The organism is Actinotignum sp. UMB0459 (assembly GCF_051905915.1).
GTDB lineage: Bacteria > Actinomycetota > Actinomycetes > Actinomycetales > Actinomycetaceae > Actinotignum > Actinotignum sanguinis.
In genome coordinates, this window is the sequence record NZ_JBQAIK010000021.1 from 61,696 (window position 1) to 79,600 (window position 17,905).

Sequence of the window (17,905 nt, forward strand, 5' to 3'; positions counted from 1 at the left end):
CTTGGCCCCCGGATCACCACCAGGCTTGGCCCCCGGATCACCACCAGGCTTGGCCCCCGGATCACCACCAGGCTTGGCCCCCGGATCACCACCAGGCTTGGTTGTTATTTTCTCCCATTGACCAGTGAGAGTAATGTCACCCGTAACTGAAGTGGAGAAATCATAAGGCTGACCGTCCTTAAACCAGCCAATGAACTTGTATCCATCCCGAACAGGAGGTGCGATATTTTCGGCCTGTTTGCCATGAAGTACCTGCCGGTTACCATCCGGTGTTACCCCATCGTCATAACGGTAAGTAACGTTGTATAGAATCTGATCCCACTCCGCAGTCAAAGTAATATCAGATTTAACCGGGGTAGCGAAATCATATTGATGACCATTGAGATACCACGCGATGAAGGCATGACCTTCCTTAATCGGATTCTCAGGTTCTTGTGCGGGAGATCCAGCTTTAACCTGCTGGGAAGGAATGACGTTTCCGCCACGAGTATCGAAAGCAACCGTGTACTTAGCGACGGCAGCCCACTGTCCATACACAGTTGTGTCAGCCGTAATCGGGGTGGTGAAATCGAAAGGCTGTGTGAAGCTTTCATCTTTGAACCATCCCTTGAAAACGTGACCCTTTTCTTCCGTGTTAACGGTCGGGAAACCCGGCTGGGAAACCACAGTATTACGACTTACCTTAACTGAAGATTCGGCCTTGGTAGAACCATCGGGAAGGAGCTGCTTGAAATTCACAACAGGCTTCGGAACAACCCGAACCTTTACGGTATCTTCCGCATAGGAACGAAGGCCCATCTCATTGTCCTGCCAAATCCAATCAGCAAAAGGACCTGCTTGTAACGTGAGCTGGTACTCGCCTGGGGTGGACGTATCCACACTACCGGAAGCTACGCGATACATAGGCGCATCGTTTCCGCTAAGAATGGTGGTCCACTGATAATCAGGGTTCTCTTTAGTACCCGAATTCTTCAAATAGCTATACGAATCAACGAGTTTCTTTAGGTTAGTCTGGGCTTTATCGACCTCTTCCTGTTTCCGTTGAGGTCCCGTATAGAAGTCACTACCCTCCTCAATCTCGTATACGGTATCGATAGCATTGAACTTGACCAGATTTTGCTTTTCTCCCCACAGACCAATATTGAAATTCTGCGTGGAGCCATCCGGATAGATATAGTGCGCTTTCTCGATGGGAAGGCCTGGTGTCGAATCATAAATGGCCACCAGATGCGGAGAATAATTGAACTTCTCGAAAATCTGGAGGTACCTCATATGCGTCGCGGCATCATAACCGGTCAGATAATGCTTGTTGGGCTGGTCCGCTACGGAATAGGCTGCAAGTTCCTCACGAGTCATTGAGAAACCGATTTCACCATTAGCATCAGTGGTGAAGAATTTCCCTTTATTTCCGTCGATAATCTCGCTATTGCGTTCGAACCAGAGATTCAACCCGGAAACGGGTTCTTTCGTCTCATCATCGACGTATTTCAGCTTGAATTCATACGGCGTACGCTGATCAGCGGGGAATGCCACATTTGATTCGGTCGGGGTATTCCCGTACTTAGTATCCCGACCGAGGACATTCGCTGACGAATGGGAGCGCTCCAGGTGGCGCTTCGGAACGACTGTTACCGTTCCTGTAGCTTTGGTGGTCTTCCCTCCACTATCAGTGAGGGAGAATTCGACGGTGTAATCCCGAACCTCGTTATACACGGAATACTTAGGTTTATCTTTACCTTCCGTGAACCCACTCTTATTCGTAACGACAACGTCATCACTTCCGAGCTGAGAATCTTCTGCGTCCCCGGCTTTCACGATCATGCGTTTCAGATCGAAGGGATATGTGCTCGCGATTGTGACGTTTTGTATTTCCAGGGTCGGAGCGGTGTTATCCGGCGCAGCCCAAGCCGTGCCGAGCGTAGCGCCGGTAACCATAATTCCGGAAACCAAGCCCGCGGCGATGGTGCGAAGCCGATTCATCCCCTGTCCAATTTTTTCTTCCCGTAGTTTCATCTGCAATCCTTTCAACAGCGCCACCGAGGGCACACTTCGACGCGCACATTCTTGACACTGTGACTTGATATTTTGCACCAGCTATAGTGACAAGATAACAATACCGAAGTTCTTACTGTATTTGTTTAGAGTCATTTGATTTCGAGGAATACGAGAGCACTCAACGCTGCCCTTGCGGAATAAACATCCCTCTGACCTTGGCAAATGCGAGGTTGTTTCATTTTAGTGATCTTCGAGCTACTAACCAAGAAAATGTTTCTCAGCTTTATCTTTAAGCGATGCAACAAAGGACCCCGATGTGTCGTCACCGTAAGTAGCGACACATCGGGGTCCATTTAATCTTTAAAGGTGAAAATACAGGGGGATCTCACTCTTTCTATCGGCGCACAGCCGGGGTATCCGTTCCGTTGCCGTCCCAATCCCCGAGGAAGACCGCATCAGCGTGGCGCCCATAGGCAAGAGTTGCTTCAGCATCTCCTCCGGTGAGCTGGTTGCTAATGTGGAAGGTATTTCCGCGGCGCACCGCGAAAGTATCCTTACCATCCCCATCGAAGTCCCCAGCAAGGACCTGGTCATCGGCGCGTCCGTAGGAGAATACCTGCTCAGCATTCCCACCGACGAGCGAGTTCTGGACGTAGAAGGTGTTTCCGCGGCGCACCGCGAAAGTATCCTTGCCATCCCCGTCGAAATCACCCACGTAGACTTCGTCGCCAGCCCGTCCGTAAGAGAACACTACGGAAGCAACGGTCGCCGTCCAGTTATTGGAGACGAAGAAGGTATTGCCGTGCGAGGCCGGGGGAGTGGCCGGTTTGCTCGGCTGTTCGCTCGGCTCCACGCTTGGTTCCGGATCTTCGCTCGGCTCGGGTGCCGGGGGTTCGTCCGTCGGCTCCGTGCTCGGAGTAGGAACCGGGGTCGGTTCTGGAACAGGCGTGGGTTCCGGCTTGTCGCTCGGGCTCGGTGCCGGCGCAGTCGGCTCCTCCGAGGGTGTCGGCACCGGGCCTGGCGTGGTCGGATCGACCGTAGGTTCCACGCTCGGAGTCGGTGCAGGAGCCGGAGTTGTCGGCTCGACGCTCGGGCTCGGCGCGGGCGCGGTAGGTTCCGGCTTCTCGCTCGGAGTCGGGTCCGGCGTGGGAGTCGGCTGCGGCGTCGTGCATTCCTTGACGCAGAAGGGCGCCGTCACGAAGGTTTCTTCGCTGGCACTGCGGGTGAAGCCGGGAAGGGTGTCACCGGTCGGCTCAGTCGTTCCGCCGCCGGTACCTTTGACGACCCGCAACTCGAAGACATAGCGCCCCGGGGCGGCCGCGGTGCGCGTCGTCGCCGAAGCAGATTCGAGGTAGGTGCCATCCCAGGCAAAGCGCCCCAGATCGGTACGGCCCACACCGTCCTCACTATGCACCACGTTATTATCCGAAACCGGGGCGCCCTTCGAGCCATCCTCGTTCGCGTGGAAGACCCGGATCTCCAGCTTCTGCACCGGGGAATCAATATGGTATTCCACTACCGGAACCGCGCCGTTGGCGTAGTCCATGGCGTAGGCGAACAGTTCGGAATTGGGAGCATTGGAGTACTGCGCACCCTTATCCAGGCACTCACCCTTGTAGATGGTGGCGGGGTTGGGGCACGCAATGAGCTTCGTCAGCGAAGGCGGATCGTAGGCGAGCAGATTCGCCAGATCCGGGCGCTTTTGGGCGATATCTGGGCGGATGTCCTTGACCTTCCACGTGGTGTGCAGGAATTGTAAGGCGTTTTCGTAATCGCCCTTGAGACCCGCAAAGGGGACCTGGTAGGTGGAATTATCATCGCCGTGCACCACCACATAGCCGCCGTAGATCGCACCCTCGGGCACGTTCGTCGGATCGGTCACGGAAACCTGTACCTGGGCTTCTGCCCCGGGCTGCACCGTTACCTGCGCTGGGCTAATCGCCACCTGGGCATCGGTCCCGTTGTAGCTGGTGAAACGATCATGCGGCCCGCTGGTGGCACGCACGTGGGTATCCGCCGTGAAGGTATAGGTGACAGGCGCTGCGGAGGCGTTGTGCACGGTGAGCGTCGTCGTTTCCTGCACGTCAGAATCGCCCAGAGAAATCTTCGCGGGAGTGATAGCGGTGGGAACTCCGCCGGCATTCGCGCCCGGCTCCGTGACGGCGGTCAAGGCCGCAGGAAGGTTGATGAGGCCGGCGCCCTGGCGGTGCGTGGCAAGCTTCAGGGCATCCGCGCTGCCATCCACGGTCACCAGATCAGCGGTATTCTGCAAAGCCGTGCGCACCTGCGCCGGCGTGAGCTTCGGATTGGCTTGGAGGAGCAAAGCGACACTCCCGGCCACGTGCGGGGCAGCCATCGAGGTACCTGAAATCGTCTTCCACGAGGGCGTCACCTCATCATCGACCGGCCACGCGGAATAGATATTGCCACCCGGGGCGACTACATCCGGCTTGAGCTGGAGATTCGCTGCCAGGCCCCACGAGGAGAAATCGGAAATCTTCCCACCGGTGGGGGAGGCGGCCACTCGCTTCGCGTCCGTCCATTCAAGGCTCGCGTTTCCAGCAGCTGCGGCTTCTTCGAAGCGCTCGCCCTGTTCTTGGGTAACCGCGATGACCGGAATGGTCACGGCCGGACTACCGGCAATGGTTGCGTTGATGGTACCGGGCTGGTTGTTGTAGATGATAACCGCTGCGGCGCCGTCGTCCTGCGCGGCACGCGCCTTCTGGTAGAAGGTCGAGGTTCCGCGCGAGACCAGCACTGCTTTCCCGGTAAACGGTGTTCCAGGCAGATCAACGGCACCGGTTTTTTGCCCTTCGGGATAGGCGACGACGTCGAGCCTACCCGCAGTGGGTACCGCCGGTGATTCCGTTACATTATCGAATCCCTCGGCCGCGCCGTTGAACATAACAACCGGGCGTAGTACGTGGGTATTGTCCACCGAACCCACCGCGATAACCGAGGGGCCCACCGCCGGAGCACTACCGGAGAAAATGCCCTTCGCACCGGAATTACCCTGCGAAGCCGTCACGACCACGCCGGCGGCAACGAGATTTTCCGATGCCACCGCGGTGGGGTAGTTGGGCCAGGTGGCGAAAGCCGCGCCGATAGACATATTGACAACGTCCATCTTGTCGCGCTGAGCGCGTTCGAGAGCGGAAAGAATGACTTCGGAGCTGGTGGAACCCGTGCACCCGAACACTCGGTAAGCACCGATCACAGCATCGGGAGCCACGCCCTTGAACTTGCTTTCCGGGTCATTACCTGCGGCGATACCGGCAACATGCGAACCGTGCCCGCCGCCGGCTCCGCAATCATCGGGAAGAGCATCCGGGTGGGGGACCGGCTGGAAATTCGGGTCACTGCGATCGGTATTAAAGGAATCGCCCACGAAATCGTAGCCGGTCACGATCTTGTCATTGGGGAAAGCACGCTCGCCCTTGACACCATTCCCACCAAAGGCCGGGTGATCAATGGCCACGCCGGAATCGATAATTCCCACGCGCACGCCTTTGCCGGTGACTCCAAATTCTTCATTGGCCACGCTCGCGCCAGTCATCTCCCGCGCAGAATACATATCGGGAGTTTCGCCGGGGCGGTTTATTTCCGCATTCGAGTCCACCTCGGCGGGCCGTTCCACCGTGAGGACCGGGTAAACACCGATGACATTAGCGTCGTTAACGTAGCGCGCGAGTTCCACCGAATCAGCTTCGACGGTCACGCCATTCCACACGTGCTGGTAGGAGGTGTCTACCTCGCCACCGTCATCTTCGACCGTCTGAGTGAATTCCCGCTGTTCACCCGCGATGCGGGCGGAGGAACCACCGCGAATAAGAGGTTCGCTCTTAAGCTCAATAAACCATTTCCCGGTGAAATTCGGATCACTTTCCGCCGCGGCGACCGTAGCACGGATGTCGCGGGGCGCGTGCCCATCCGACTCCGTGGCCACGGCGGTTGCGGGAGCGAGAGCGCCGCCCATGAGTGCGGCACACGCACAGGTGACGCCCAATCGGCGCCAGCGTGGTTGCTCAGCCATACATTTCCTTCCTGATAACTGACCGCAGGCCCGAGCGTGAAGATATGTACCCAGGTCAACGGCATGCCAGCAATTTTGCCGAATATCTTAAATAATCAAAATTGATAGTCCAGAGTGTGAACGACCGGCAGGCAGGGAATGAGAGCAGGGGACGGGTGGGGCTCAACATACGCTTCGCGCGGCGCCGCCAGAGCGTATTTTGACATAATGTACATTATCGGCAAGTAGTGCCGGGGGGCCAGATTCCCGTCCAGCCCCTCTTTAACGCATGACCGCACCGTTTTCCAGAGCGCAACCGCAGGTGTACGCGGCGTCGTCGTTAATATGGAAACAGCGAAACAATATGCGGGCTTGCCGGCCCGCGAGGAAGGATAGCACTATGGCTGAACGTTCCTTGCGCGGAATGCGCATCGGAGCCAATTCACTCGAGACCGATGACAACGTGGTATTCGTGGATCGCCAGCAGGTGAAATACCGCTGCACGAACGGCCACGAATTCGGGGTTGCCATGGCGGTGGACGCCGAGGTACCTACCGCGTGGACGTGCCGCTGCGGCGTGGAAGCCGAACTTATCGAAGGTGAAGGCGTGGACGACCGCAAGCCGCCCAAGCCGGTGCGCACCCACTGGGATATGCTCATGGAACGCCGTAACGAAGATGAGCTCAAGGTGCTGCTGGAGGAACGTCTCGAGCTACTGCGTGAAGGTAAGCTGCGCTTGCGGCGGAACCGCTAATCGCCACCGTCAATCACGCGGCGCTCAATGCCGCGGCCGGCGCAGGTGGGCGGCAGCTCGTTTCGCGGCATCGCGTAGCTGCCTCCCCCGCCGCGTGACGCCCATCACCGTGGTGCGCTTCAGTGATTCGGTGAATACCGAACCGGAGAGCTTCGACTCCCCCGCCTCGCGCTCTGAAAAAGTGATGGGCATTTCAACGATATGACCGCCGCTGCGCGCCACATGGTCGGTCATATCCGTCTGGAAGAAGTAGCCGCGTGCTTCCACGGAATCCAGGTTGAGCTTCTCCAGCATATCTGTGCGGTACACGCGGTAGCCGGCGGTGGCATCACGTACCGGCAGCCCGAGCATCCCTTGAATATAAAGGTTCCCCAGGCGCGAGAGCGCTTCGCGCGGCTTGGACCAACCATCAATTTTCCCGCCCCGCACGTAGCGCGAACCGATAACCAGATCCGGCCGATCAGACATCGCGGCGCGCTCAAGCAGCAGCGGCAACTGTTCAGGATGGTGGGAACCATCCGCGTCCATCTCCACCACATGACTGTATCCGTGCTCAAGTGCCCAGCCGAAAGCCGCGATATAGGCACGCCCGAGACCATCTTTTTCGCTGCGGTGCAGCACGTGAATCTGCTCATCACGCCCGGAAAGTTCCTCGGCGATATCCCCGGTACCGTCCGGAGAATTATCGTCAACAACCAGGATATCCGCGGCGGGTACCGCCCGGCGGGCCCGCTCGATAATACGCGGAAGATTCTCCGCCTCGTTGTACGTGGGAATCGTGATGAGAACGTGCACGACTAACCTTTCTTCCAGCGCAGCCTTGCGTACCACACCCATGCTATACCGCCGACCGCTGCCGCCGCACCGAGAACCCCGTCCCGGTAGTACGGATAGAAACGCGCTGCCGGAGTGAGGCCTTCGTGGAGGGCCACCGTGGTGGTATGCACTGCTTGCGTCCACGCTTCGGTGCGTTCACGTACCGCGCCATTTGTTTCGACGACGCCGGAAACTCCCACGGTGGAAACCTGGAGCGCAATACGCTGGTATTCCACCGCCCGGAAACGGACCATATCGAATTGTTGGGCAGATTCGGCGCTATCCCCAAAAGAGGCGTTATTGGTGGCGACCACGTAGAGCTGGGCACCCTGGCGGATCGCCTCGGAGCCCACATCTCCGAGCGCCACTTCGAAACAAATCGGGGTGGCTAGGCGCACGGTGGTGCTTTTCGCGGCCGGGCTACCGTTTTTGCGACCGGCACCGCTCTCCCCCATCGGGATGTCAAGAACCGCAGGTTTCGTACCGGCCCGCATATCAACGGAGACCAGATCAACCGCGGAGCTAAACTTTCGGAAGAAATCTCGATAGGGCATATATTCCCCGAAGGGAACCGGGTGCTGCTTACTGTATACAGCGTTTACCTCTCCCCCGGTCTCGTTGGGAAGATAAACAACAAGATCATTGGTTCGGCTCATCGCCTGTCCCGAAGCATCACGCTCGTAAGATTGGGTCCCCAAGAGCAGCGGAACACCCAGGTAGTTCGAGGTCTCGCTCACGAGAGCCCGAGCGCGGGGATGCTCGCGAATATCGTGATCGGAGGCGGATTCCGGCCATACCACCAGGTCTACCTCCTCCGGGCTGATTTCCCGGGTTGCTTGGCTGAGATTCTCGGTGACGGTCAGGGCCTGATCACGCCCGTCCGGAAGGCTACCCGCCCGCGGCACGATCCCCTGCACATAGCCCAGGCGTAGCGTACCGGTGGGAGGGGTGGCGGGAAGAGGAAGTGCCCAGGGAAGAGCGAAGAGCAGCGCGGCGCTGAGCGCCAGAGCGGCCCCCACAAAAAGCCGACCGCTGCGCACTCGAATGAAGGCCAGGCTGAGGGCTGCCCCGCATATCACGACGGCGGCGGAGACCAGCATGGTGGAACCCCAGGGTGCCAGGCGCACTAGCGGGCTATCTACCTGGGAAAAGGCGAGGGTTCCCCAGGCGATACCGCCGAAAGGCCACAGGGAGCGAGCCAGTTCGGCGCCCGTCCACACCAGGGCTACCGCGGGGAGGAATAGCAGCGGGCAACGAGTCCAACGCGCCTGGCTCATGGCGCTCCAGGTTGCCACCACCACTCCGGTAAACAGTGCTTGCGACAGAGCGAGAGCGAGTTGGGGTATGAGATCCCCGGAGGCTTCTCCGGCCCAGGAAAAATGCAAGGAGAAAAATATGCATCCGGTAAGAACTCCGTAGGCGAAACCAGCGCTCGGGCGACAGGAGGCCGCAACGAGGAGAAGTAGCGCAATACTCACCGGCGCGAGGATGCCGTAGCTCAGGGGCGGGAAGGAGGCAAAGAGCCCAAGACCTGCCAGAACCACGCCGCACAGCCGCAAGAGAACACCGCTCACATAAGCTCCGATCGCCGCATGAGGTCACGGGCCTGACGTGCGATATCGCTCAGCCAGGTACCCTCAGTGGCCACCGTGACCTGCCCGAGGACATCGATAATGCGGCGGGCCGCGGAAATGAAATCCCCGGCGGTCATCCGGGCTGATTCTAGGCACGCCTCCAAGCCCACTCCCCTAGCCCAGGCCGCGAAAACATCCGCGCAGCCCGGGCTCAGATCCGGGGTGCGCGTAATCCCATGCTGATATTCCAGGGATTGCAGGTACTGCACCTCGGCGCGGGCGACCCGCGCCGCATCAAAGAGCCGAGTATCGCGAGGTAGGGCAGTCCCCAAGCGATCATCGGCCAAAAACATGGACACCCATCCGGCCAGGGCCGATCCGTCCAGTCCGCCCTCCGGCAGCTGCGCTAAGCACTGGTACATGAGCAGATCAGCCTCTGTATGCAGTTCGCGCAATTGTGCGGCTCCCGGGCCCATGCGGATGGAGTCATCGTCGCCCTGGAGCACCCCGACCTCGCGTAATACCGCGGCGGTGGCATCAAATTCCCGCCCGGCCGAATCGGTGAAAGCCGCGATACGCTGATCGAGTTCCTCGATGCGGTGGTGGAGCGACATCCATGTTTGGGCCTCATCGAGATGGGTATACAGGTGCGGGCAGGAAGAAACCGGATGCGCGGCTACTTTGGGCTCGCGCGGGGTGGCGAAACGTGCCCAGGATGCCAGCAGGTCCCGGTCGATTCCCAGATCTGCGCGTCCCCCCACCAGATCGAGAATGTCGTCGGCGATGTGCTCTCGCACCTCCGCCTTTTTGGTAGACATTCCGAAAGGTACCGTGACCGGGCCGATCTCACGCATTTCCGAGGCGAGAGAATCCTCATCAAGCCACGCCAGGTTCCCGAACCAATCGATAATGCGCACTCGCTCCGGGGTGGCGGAGAGCACCAGTGCGTAGGACAGCTCGGTACCTCTCGCGTAAGCGTACACATAGCCCTGGCGCACCGCCGCGAAACTATTCGCAATACGCTCCCGGTAGCGCCGTTTCGCGGCTTTGCGTTCGGCTTTCGCGGCCCGCCCGGCATTCCCGCGCAGCCGTAGGTAGTCAAGCAGATCCCCGCGTGAGCAGCGCAGGCGGCTTTCCTCGGTCTCCACCCGGCGTTGAATCCGGGCGCGCCGCGCCGCCAGTCCCCCCAGCTCCGCATTGCGTTGGAATTGCGCGAAAGAACGCCCCATAAGATCCCGGGCCGCCGCGTAGCTCATCCGAGCCAGCAGATTCGTTACCGTGTTATAGGACGGCTGGAAAGCCGATATCAAGGGCTCTACCCGCCCCGAAGCCAGATCGGCCAGATGCTCCGGATCGGTATCCGCATCGGCTACTACCACTCCGTAGCCCACGTTATCGCGCCCGCGCCGCCCGGCACGCCCGATGAGCTGGGTGTATTCGGTAGCGCTCAGGTCCACAAAACCGTGCCCGTCCCAGCGCTGGAGTTCCTCGAGGACCACGGTGCGCACCGGCATATCGATGCCGAGGGCCAGAGTACCGGTCGCGTAGACGATACTGAGGAGCCCGCGTTCCATGAGACGTTCAGTCAGCTCTTTGATAGCGGGGAAAACCCCGGCGTGGTGAGCTCCGTATCCGCGTTCCAGCGCCGCGGCGGCCCGCTCAAAATGCACGGCGCGCCGATCCGATTCCGTGAGTGTTTCGCGCAGCGCCGCGACCTCCTTAGCGATCTCGGCGCGCTGCTCGCGGGTGGTGAGGACCTCATTATGGCGCAGTAGTGCCTCAACCGCTTTATCGCAGCCTTTGCGGGAAAAAATGAATTCAATCGCCGGGAGCATACGCCGCTCGCCGAGTTTGTCGATGATGGCACGGCGCTTGCGATCCGAGACGCGTTTCTTGCGTTCCGCACTGCGCCGGCCCAGCGCGTTGACCAGCGCCGGATCAGGATCCAAAGTACCCGCACGGTAGAGCGGGAAGAGCTTGCGGCCCACATTGACGTATTGCGCGAGCGGAACGGGGCGTTTTGTCGATACGACGACGTCCGTTGCCCCGCGCACCGACCGCATCCACGCTGCGAGTTCCTCGGTATTGGCCACCGTGGCCGATAGCGCAGCCAAACGCACATGATCAGGGAGCGACAAAATTGTTTCTTCCCATACCGGCCCGCGGTCAGGATCCGCCAAAAAATGCACTTCGTCCAGAACTGCGTAGCCGACGTCACGGATATCAGGGGATTCGTGCAGCAGCATATTACGCAACACTTCGGTGGTCACCACCAAAATCTGCGCCTCGCGATTAATGCTCTGGTCGCCGGTGAGCAGACCCACCTGCTCCGCACCGATCTGCCGGGACAGTTCGGCGTACTTTTGATTGGAGAGCGCTTTAATCGGCGCGGTATAGATACATTTTTTCGACGACGCTAAAGCTAGATACACCGCGTAATGGGCCACCACTGTTTTCCCCGAACCGGTGGGAGCACAGACCAGCACATCATGGCCGCGCCCGAGAGCCGCGCAGGCTTCCAGCTGGAAATCATCGAGGTGGATACCGCGGCTAGCGTAGCTTTCCCGATAATCCTCGAGTAGCAGATCGGTCATCGCTCCCCTTCCGGTGCACTTTCATCGCTCACGCACGCAGCGGCGTCGTCGCCCTTCTGGGCGCGCAAGCGCGCGCAATACCGCCCTACCGCGCGCGCAACCGCCGGCGGTTCCAATGCGATCACGTCGTCAATTTGCACGAGGAGGGAAACGAGCCAGGAAAGTGAGCGCGCCCGAACCTCAATGGTGAGCAGTTCCGCGCCGCCCGGCGCTGCCGCGGTGCCACATTCCTCATCCGCTTCGCGCACCCGCGCGCCGGGGAGGGTTTCGGCCACCCAGCGTGAGGCTCCGGTCACGGTGATCCGTACCTGCGTGCCGCGCGGTTCCCAGGTATCCTCCCCGCGGGTGCGCTGCACTTTCTCGCTTTTCTCTACCTCGGCGAGGGCTTTGCGAGCTGCCGCGCGTTCCGATCGGTTGAGCTTCGCCCCGGGACGGGCCGCCGTTATCCGGTCCAGGCGGAAATGCCGCAGGCCCTGCGCGGTGAGGGCGCGTAGTAGCGGAGCGTCACCGGCCAGGATAACGAGGGGAATAACGTGTTCGTGCCCGGCCTTCGCATGCGCAAACGGCTCGGCCACGGCGCGTTCGTAGTTGAAGTCAAGGTAGCAGCCGCCTTGGAGTGCTGCGTGCACGGCCTCCATAGTGGCGGCATCCGCCGCCGGGCGGGTTGGTGGCCAGAGGGCACCTTCGTATCCGGCTTCGCGCACCGCCTCCCCCAGTGCGTTGCGCGTGGCGGTGAGGGTTGTGGCAGCCGGGCCGGGAGCGGTCACATCCCGGGCGGCATCGAGCAGCGCAGCTACCACCATCGCATCGTCCAACGTGAAAGGAATAACCGGATCATCTGTCATGGACCGCAGGTAGACGCGACTCTCCGGCCCGCCCGCGGTATCCGATTCCGCCACGCGCCCCGCGGAAGCGGCACGTTCAGGGAGCTCTAATTCGAAGGGGATATCGAAATCGGCGGTTTCCGCGAGGTTAGCATCCCAAAGATAGTCGAGGGTGCGCTTCCAGGAGGGGAACTGGAAATGGGCGGTCAGCTCAGCCAAACTCGCGCCCTCGGGGCGTTCATGCAGGTAGAGCAGCATCCCGAGAGTGGTAACAATATCGGTACTCATCGAGTTCCCCCCTCCCCCGGCCCGGCAGCTTCGCCCAGGTTAATGAGATTCTCTACACGGCGGTCCCATTCCTCACGCAGCTCACCGGGCGCAGCGAGGCGCACATCCACCCCGTAAAAAGCAAGATATTCGAAAATGCGATTAAGGCCCACGGTGGAGAATCGGTAGGCCGACCATCCCGCTGGAGCCGGCGCCTGCGCGCGGCTGAGTTTTTCCCCGCGGGCGGTAAGCGCCGCAGCGGCACCGTCGCGAATATGAAGAATAATATCGACATCGAAGTGGTCACCGCCTACTTCCCCCCGCGGGAACTCACATGGCTCACCTACGCTGAGAGTTCCGGCGATCACACGACCGAGGCGGAAAGTTCGCTCATCCCACGGGCCGAACGCCTCGCCGCGCCCCGCCCGCGAACGCGCCAGCCCGGAAACATAGAACATTCCGTAGTGTTCGGAGAAGTTCCACGGCTCGACTTCATAATGTTTGACCAGCCCAGGGCCGCGGCGGTAATCGAAGCGGACCCGGCGCCGGTACTGGAGGGCACGCGCCACCACCCGCGCGGCCGCGCCACCCGGAATCCTAACCCGCAGGTGGGTGGGGACTGCGGCGTCGCCGTTTTCCGGCGGCGCTATCGCGAGCAGTTTCGCCACCCCCAGGCGTGCCGATTCACCTTGGGGATCGCCCGCCTCGATACTAGCGCGCAGAGCGTGGAGCACACCGGCTCCAATTCCGGTCACCCGCGCGAGGACCGGAGCGGTCGAATCATAAGAATAACGCCAGCGATCATCGAAAATAACGGGATACCCGGCTTCCCGCAGCTCATCAATATCGCGTTGGAAGGTGCGCAGATCGATTCCGGCTTCGGCGTAGGCCGGGATTCGCTCCATGAGTTCCGCCGCGGTAAGGAAACTACCGCGGCGAATCGTGTGGAGGAGCGCGAGCTGACGTTCGCGGCGCCGGCGTGTCTCTTTCTGCTTCACGATCCCAGCCTAGCCGACGGTAGAGTTAAAGCCGTGATGATGTGGCGGAGAGGGAGAATTCTTTCCCTGGGCAAAACATGGCGTGGGGCGCGCGAAGCCGAAGTGGAGCTTGAGGATGGCACCCGCGGGCGAGCGCTGGCCTATCCTGAACTCGTCGGCGAGCCGGAGGTCGGTGATACCGTGCTGCTTCAGGCAAGTGCCGCCGCGCGCGGGCTGGGCACCGGCGGTTATTTCTTTGTGTGCGCGATTCCCGAGCGCTTGCCCGCAGACTCCTCCACGCCCGGCCATATTGTCAAGGCCCGCTACACCCCGCTCCAATACCTCACCCTGGGTGTTGATGAACAAAATTCTCCCCACCACGAGCTGCTGCGCGAGGCTGATTCCATCGCCGGGATGCCGGTGGTGGCAGCAGATTTGCATTCGGCGCTTCCCGCGATTGTTGCCGGGGTGCACGCGCGGGTGCCGAACGCACGTATCGCGTATGTGATGGACGACGGCGGAGCTCTGCCCGCCTGGTTCTCACGCACCGCTGCGCAATTGGAAGATCTCGGCCTTATCCTGGGCACAATTTCGTGCGGGCAGGCCTTCGGGGGGAAGCTCGAAGCTGTCACGATGTATACGGCCTTACTGGCGGCGCGCCTGGTTTGGCACGCGGATGTAGCCGTGGTGGCGCAGGGGCCGGGGAATTTGGGAACGGATACCCGGTGGGGATTTTCCGGAACACGGGTCGGTGAGCATCTCAACGCCGCCGCTACCCTGGGAGGAATCCCGATTGCGGCCTTGCGGATGTCGAGCGCGGATAGGCGGGAGCGCCACCTGGGACTTTCCCATCACAGCGTGACGGCACTCACGCGGGTGGCGCGCTGCCAGGTGAGCTGCCCGGTTCCGGTGCTCGGCGAGGATGCGCTCTCCCGAGCGGTACCAGCTGACGTGGCCGCGCGTCTGGGCGGGCAGCTGGAGGAACTTTTCCGAGCACCCCACTTGGAACGTGTGGATATAGAGGCGAGTGCGGTAGCGAGCGCCCTCGCAGACTTCCCGGTACGGCTGTCCACGATGGGGCGCTCGCTCACCGCCGATCCCCTCAATTTCTTAGCGGCCGGCGCGGCCGGCTACACGGCCGGGGAGCTGGTGGCGTGGGCTCAGCAGAGTTGAGCTGCGTGCCCGGTAGGCCGGTGGCACGCAGCTGCGTCGTCGTTCTTAATGCGCGGAGTTACCGGTCAGATCAACGAAAGCATCAGCCGCGGCAACCGGTTCGCGTAACAGTTTCTCAGACATAAACGTGGCCATCGCTTCCCAGCGCCGCGTGTCCTGCACCCCGAGCGGGGTACGCCCCGCATACAGCTCAATGGTATTCGCGAGGACTTTTTCGGCAGCGGTGGCGTTATCCGCTTCGCGCAAAGCCGGAACATGCTTTGCGGTGATCTCCACGGTTTCCTTCGGGTTGCTGCGCGCGAAGTTCACGGCGCGGTCGAGCGCTCCGAGCATGCGGGTGAAATCGTCACGATGGGCATCGACAGTGGGGCGCAGCGAACCGAGTCCCACCCCGACGAGCGGCAGTCCGCCCGGGAGCATCTCAATGGTGCGCACCGGCACCCCCTGGCGTTCCACGCTGGGAACATCGGAGTTGCGGAAACCGATAATTGCGTCCACCTCCCCACTGGCCAGGGCGGCGGCCTGGGTGTAGCCGATGTAATTCACGCTGATATCTGATTCAGTCCAGTTATGTGCGGCCATGAGCGCCTGGAGCGCATAATAGTTTTCCCCGTACGGACCGGGCAGCCCAATGCGGCGTCCAGCCAGGTCAGCTGCATTTTGAATCGGGGAATCGGCCGGCACGATGAGGGTGACGGGATAATCCTGGTACATCGTTGCCCAATTGACGACGTCGATACCGTTGGAGCGACCCTCCATCATTTCGTCACCGCCGGCAAAAACCACATCTTCGCTCCCGCTGGAGAGCGCGCCGAGGAGGGATTCTTGGGCGCCGTGGTGACGCAGCGTGATATCAAGCCCAGCTTCGCGGAAATAGCCCTGGTCTTCAGCCACGTAGAAAGGCGCGAATTGGATATCCGGAACGTAGGTGAGACCGACGGTGAGGGCGGCGGTGGCGCTCGCGGTAGGTTGCTGCACGCCGGCGGAGGGGGAGCTGCTTTCACCGGCTTTGTTCCCGGAGCCGCCTCCCGCACATCCGGCGAGCCCGAGGGCAGCGGTTGCGAGTGTGGCAATGAGTCGTTTCATGGGTGTCCTTTCTTGTGTTGCGCTTCTGTGCGCGAGTTTCCTGCTGGGGTGCGAGCTGTGGCTGTGATGACCTCGGTAACGCACCGCAGTTAACGCACCGCAGCGGTGACGTGTTTTTCGACGGTAAAGATGAGGAGGTAGATACTGATGGCGGCGGCAGCCATAACAACGATGACGGCGAACATTCCGGTGATATCTCCGGTGGGTTGGGCGCGGGAGAGTTCGGTGCCCAGGCCCGCTCCCCCGATGATCATTTCTCCAACGACGGCGCCGGTGATGGACAGGGTGAATCCGGTGCGTAGGCCAGCCAGGATGGAAGGCGCAGCCAGAGGCACGATGATGGGGAAAAGGAGGGTGAGGCGAGCTGCGCCGTCGAGCCGAGCGGCGGCGATAACATCGCGGTCAATGGCATGCACGCCCACCGAGGTGGAAACGATAATCGGGAAGATAACCATGATGGTGCACAGCACTACGATGGAGGGCATCCCGTAGCCAATCCAGACGACGAGGAGGGGCGCGAGGGCGACGGCGGGGACTGCTTGCGAAGCCGCGAGGAAGGGCTGGAGTGCGCTATTGAGCAGACGCCAGCGCGCTAGAGCGATGCCGAGGGGAACTCCGAGGAGGGCAGCCCAGGCACACCCGGTGAGGGCCGCGGCGAGGGTGTTTCCTAGCGCGGTGAGGAGGTAGGGAGGGTGAGCGCCAAGTCCGAGGAGTGCGGTCGCTAGGCGGTGCCCGACCGCGCGAGGTGCGGGGAGGAGGTGGTCGGGTATCAGCTGGGCGCTAGTGACTGCCGCCCAGAGGAGAAAAACCGCGAGGAGAGAGAGGGCGGCGGGTACCCACGCGGTGCGAGGAGAGCGCGGGCGCGGGTGAGAGTTACGGCGCACGGTGTTCACGTTCCAGTTCCTGACCTTCCCGATGGCCGGGAACTTTGAAGCCGGGAGACGCTGACGCCACGGCGCGCCAAAATTGCGTAGCCGAAGCAGGGCTTGGAGCCCCTCGATGCGCCTCCCATCCGGACTATTACCGTCGGTTGGGGAATTCCACCCCATCGGCCACGTGCGTGGTTCGCGGACTGTTACCGCCGGTTCAGACTTTCACTGACCCCGGTGCATCGTGTTCCATATTAGCTCGTCGCGTGCGGGCGTGCACCCGTTGTTAATGCGCCGCGTGCTGGCACGCACCTGTGGCTAATTCGCGGAGCTTCTCTACTTCAGCGTAGGCATCTTCCGCGCGGAAAACGGCTGAACCCGCCACGAAGTTATTAGCTCCAGCAGTGGCCGCTTGTTCGATGGTCGCGCGGGAGATACCGCCGTCCACTTGAATCCACACGTCCAGGCCGGCTGCTTCGATCGCGCGGCGGGTGCGGGTAACTTTCGGCATCATCGATTCGATGAAACTTTGCCCGCCGAATCCAGGTTCCACGGTCATAATGAGGACCATGTCGAATTCGTTGAGAATGTCGATGTACGGCTCGATGGGCGTTGCCGGTTTGATGGCGAGTCCGGCGCGGGCGCCCCGCGCGCGTAGTTCGCGGGCGAGACGTAGCGGGGCTTGGCAGGCTTCGGCGTGGAAAGTGACGGAGGCAGCTCCTGCTTCCGCGTAGGCGGGCGCCCAGCGATCGGGGTTCTCGATCATGAGGTGGGCATCGAGCGGGACCGCGGTTGCCTGTGCCGCCGCTTCGAAAATAGGCAGACCGAGGGCAAGGTTAGGAACAAAGTGATTGTCCATAATATCCACGTGCACGAAATCAGCATTGGAGATTTTCTCCAGTTCATCAGCTAGATGCCCAAAATCGCAGTTGAGGATAGAGGGGGAAATCTTCACGTCCATGAT

At 60.9% G+C, this 17,905-nt stretch carries 12 protein-coding genes and 1 riboswitch; of the genes, 2 read left to right on the forward strand and 10 right to left on the reverse strand.

All coding sequences use genetic code 11. From position 1 onward, the window contains the following. A partial coding sequence (locus ACTFPK_RS08755; RefSeq protein WP_439911440.1) for an InlB B-repeat-containing protein occupies nt 1-2,013 on the reverse strand: 2,013 nt, incomplete at its 3' end. Between the two features lie 376 nt (nt 2,014-2,389). After that, nucleotides 2,390-6,028: a S8 family serine peptidase gene (locus tag ACTFPK_RS08760; protein ID WP_284883354.1), complete on the reverse strand. Its 3,639-nt coding sequence runs from the start codon at nt 6,026-6,028 to the stop codon at nt 2,390-2,392. 379 nt (nt 6,029-6,407) lie between these two features. On the opposite strand from ACTFPK_RS08760, the gene ACTFPK_RS08765 reads away from it, so the two are divergent. Then, nucleotides 6,408-6,761 (forward strand): RNA polymerase-binding protein RbpA, encoded by a 354-nt coding sequence (locus ACTFPK_RS08765; protein WP_126134462.1) that lies wholly within the window; start codon nt 6,408-6,410, stop codon nt 6,759-6,761. Nucleotides 6,762-6,785: 24 nt separating this feature from the next. On the opposite strand, the gene ACTFPK_RS08770 is transcribed toward ACTFPK_RS08765, so the two are convergent. From ACTFPK_RS08770 to ACTFPK_RS08790, 5 genes are read right to left on the reverse strand one after another with little or no spacing between them, the layout of a single operon-like run. After that, a complete protein-coding gene (locus tag ACTFPK_RS08770; RefSeq protein ID WP_274733120.1) occupies nt 6,786-7,556 on the reverse strand; it encodes a polyprenol monophosphomannose synthase in 771 nt (256 codons plus the stop codon). Nucleotides 7,557-7,558: 2 nt separating this feature from the next. Continuing rightward, a complete protein-coding gene (gene lnt, locus ACTFPK_RS08775) occupies nt 7,559-9,151 on the reverse strand; it encodes an apolipoprotein N-acyltransferase (RefSeq protein WP_274733118.1) in 1,593 nt (530 codons plus the stop codon). Further along, nucleotides 9,148-11,745, reverse strand: coding sequence for a DEAD/DEAH box helicase (locus ACTFPK_RS08780; RefSeq protein WP_439911441.1), 2,598 nt, complete (start codon nt 11,743-11,745; stop codon nt 9,148-9,150). Before ACTFPK_RS08780 ends, lnt begins: the two co-directional genes overlap by 4 nt. Further along, complete coding sequence (locus tag ACTFPK_RS08785) at nt 11,742-12,857, reverse strand: helix-turn-helix transcriptional regulator (protein ID WP_274733113.1); 1,116 nt, start codon at nt 12,855-12,857, stop codon at nt 11,742-11,744. Before ACTFPK_RS08785 ends, ACTFPK_RS08780 begins: the two co-directional genes overlap by 4 nt. Then, a complete protein-coding gene (locus ACTFPK_RS08790; protein WP_274733111.1) occupies nt 12,854-13,834 on the reverse strand; it encodes a helix-turn-helix transcriptional regulator in 981 nt (326 codons plus the stop codon). The genes ACTFPK_RS08785 and ACTFPK_RS08790 overlap by 4 nt, the downstream gene beginning before the upstream one ends. A gap of 36 nt (nt 13,835-13,870) precedes the next feature. On the opposite strand from ACTFPK_RS08790, the gene ACTFPK_RS08795 reads away from it, so the two are divergent. Then, entirely contained in the window at nt 13,871-14,986 is a 1,116-nt protein-coding gene (locus ACTFPK_RS08795; RefSeq protein WP_274733110.1) for a DUF3866 family protein, read from the forward strand. 45 nt (nt 14,987-15,031) lie between these two features. On the opposite strand, the gene ACTFPK_RS08800 is transcribed toward ACTFPK_RS08795, so the two are convergent. The 3 genes from ACTFPK_RS08800 to rpe form a co-directional block, all read right to left on the reverse strand. Further along, a complete protein-coding gene (locus tag ACTFPK_RS08800) occupies nt 15,032-16,072 on the reverse strand; it encodes an ABC transporter substrate-binding protein (protein ID WP_274733108.1) in 1,041 nt (346 codons plus the stop codon). Nucleotides 16,073-16,161: 89 nt separating this feature from the next. Then, complete coding sequence (locus ACTFPK_RS08805; protein ID WP_274733107.1) at nt 16,162-16,965, reverse strand: ABC transporter permease; 804 nt, start codon at nt 16,963-16,965, stop codon at nt 16,162-16,164. 103 nt (nt 16,966-17,068) lie between these two features. Beyond that, a riboswitch (FMN riboswitch) is annotated at nt 17,069-17,187 on the reverse strand. A gap of 40 nt (nt 17,188-17,227) precedes the next feature. After that, nucleotides 17,228-17,902, reverse strand: coding sequence for a ribulose-phosphate 3-epimerase (gene rpe, locus ACTFPK_RS08810; RefSeq protein ID WP_274733106.1), 675 nt, complete (start codon nt 17,900-17,902; stop codon nt 17,228-17,230). Nucleotides 17,903-17,905: the final 3 nt, after the last annotated feature.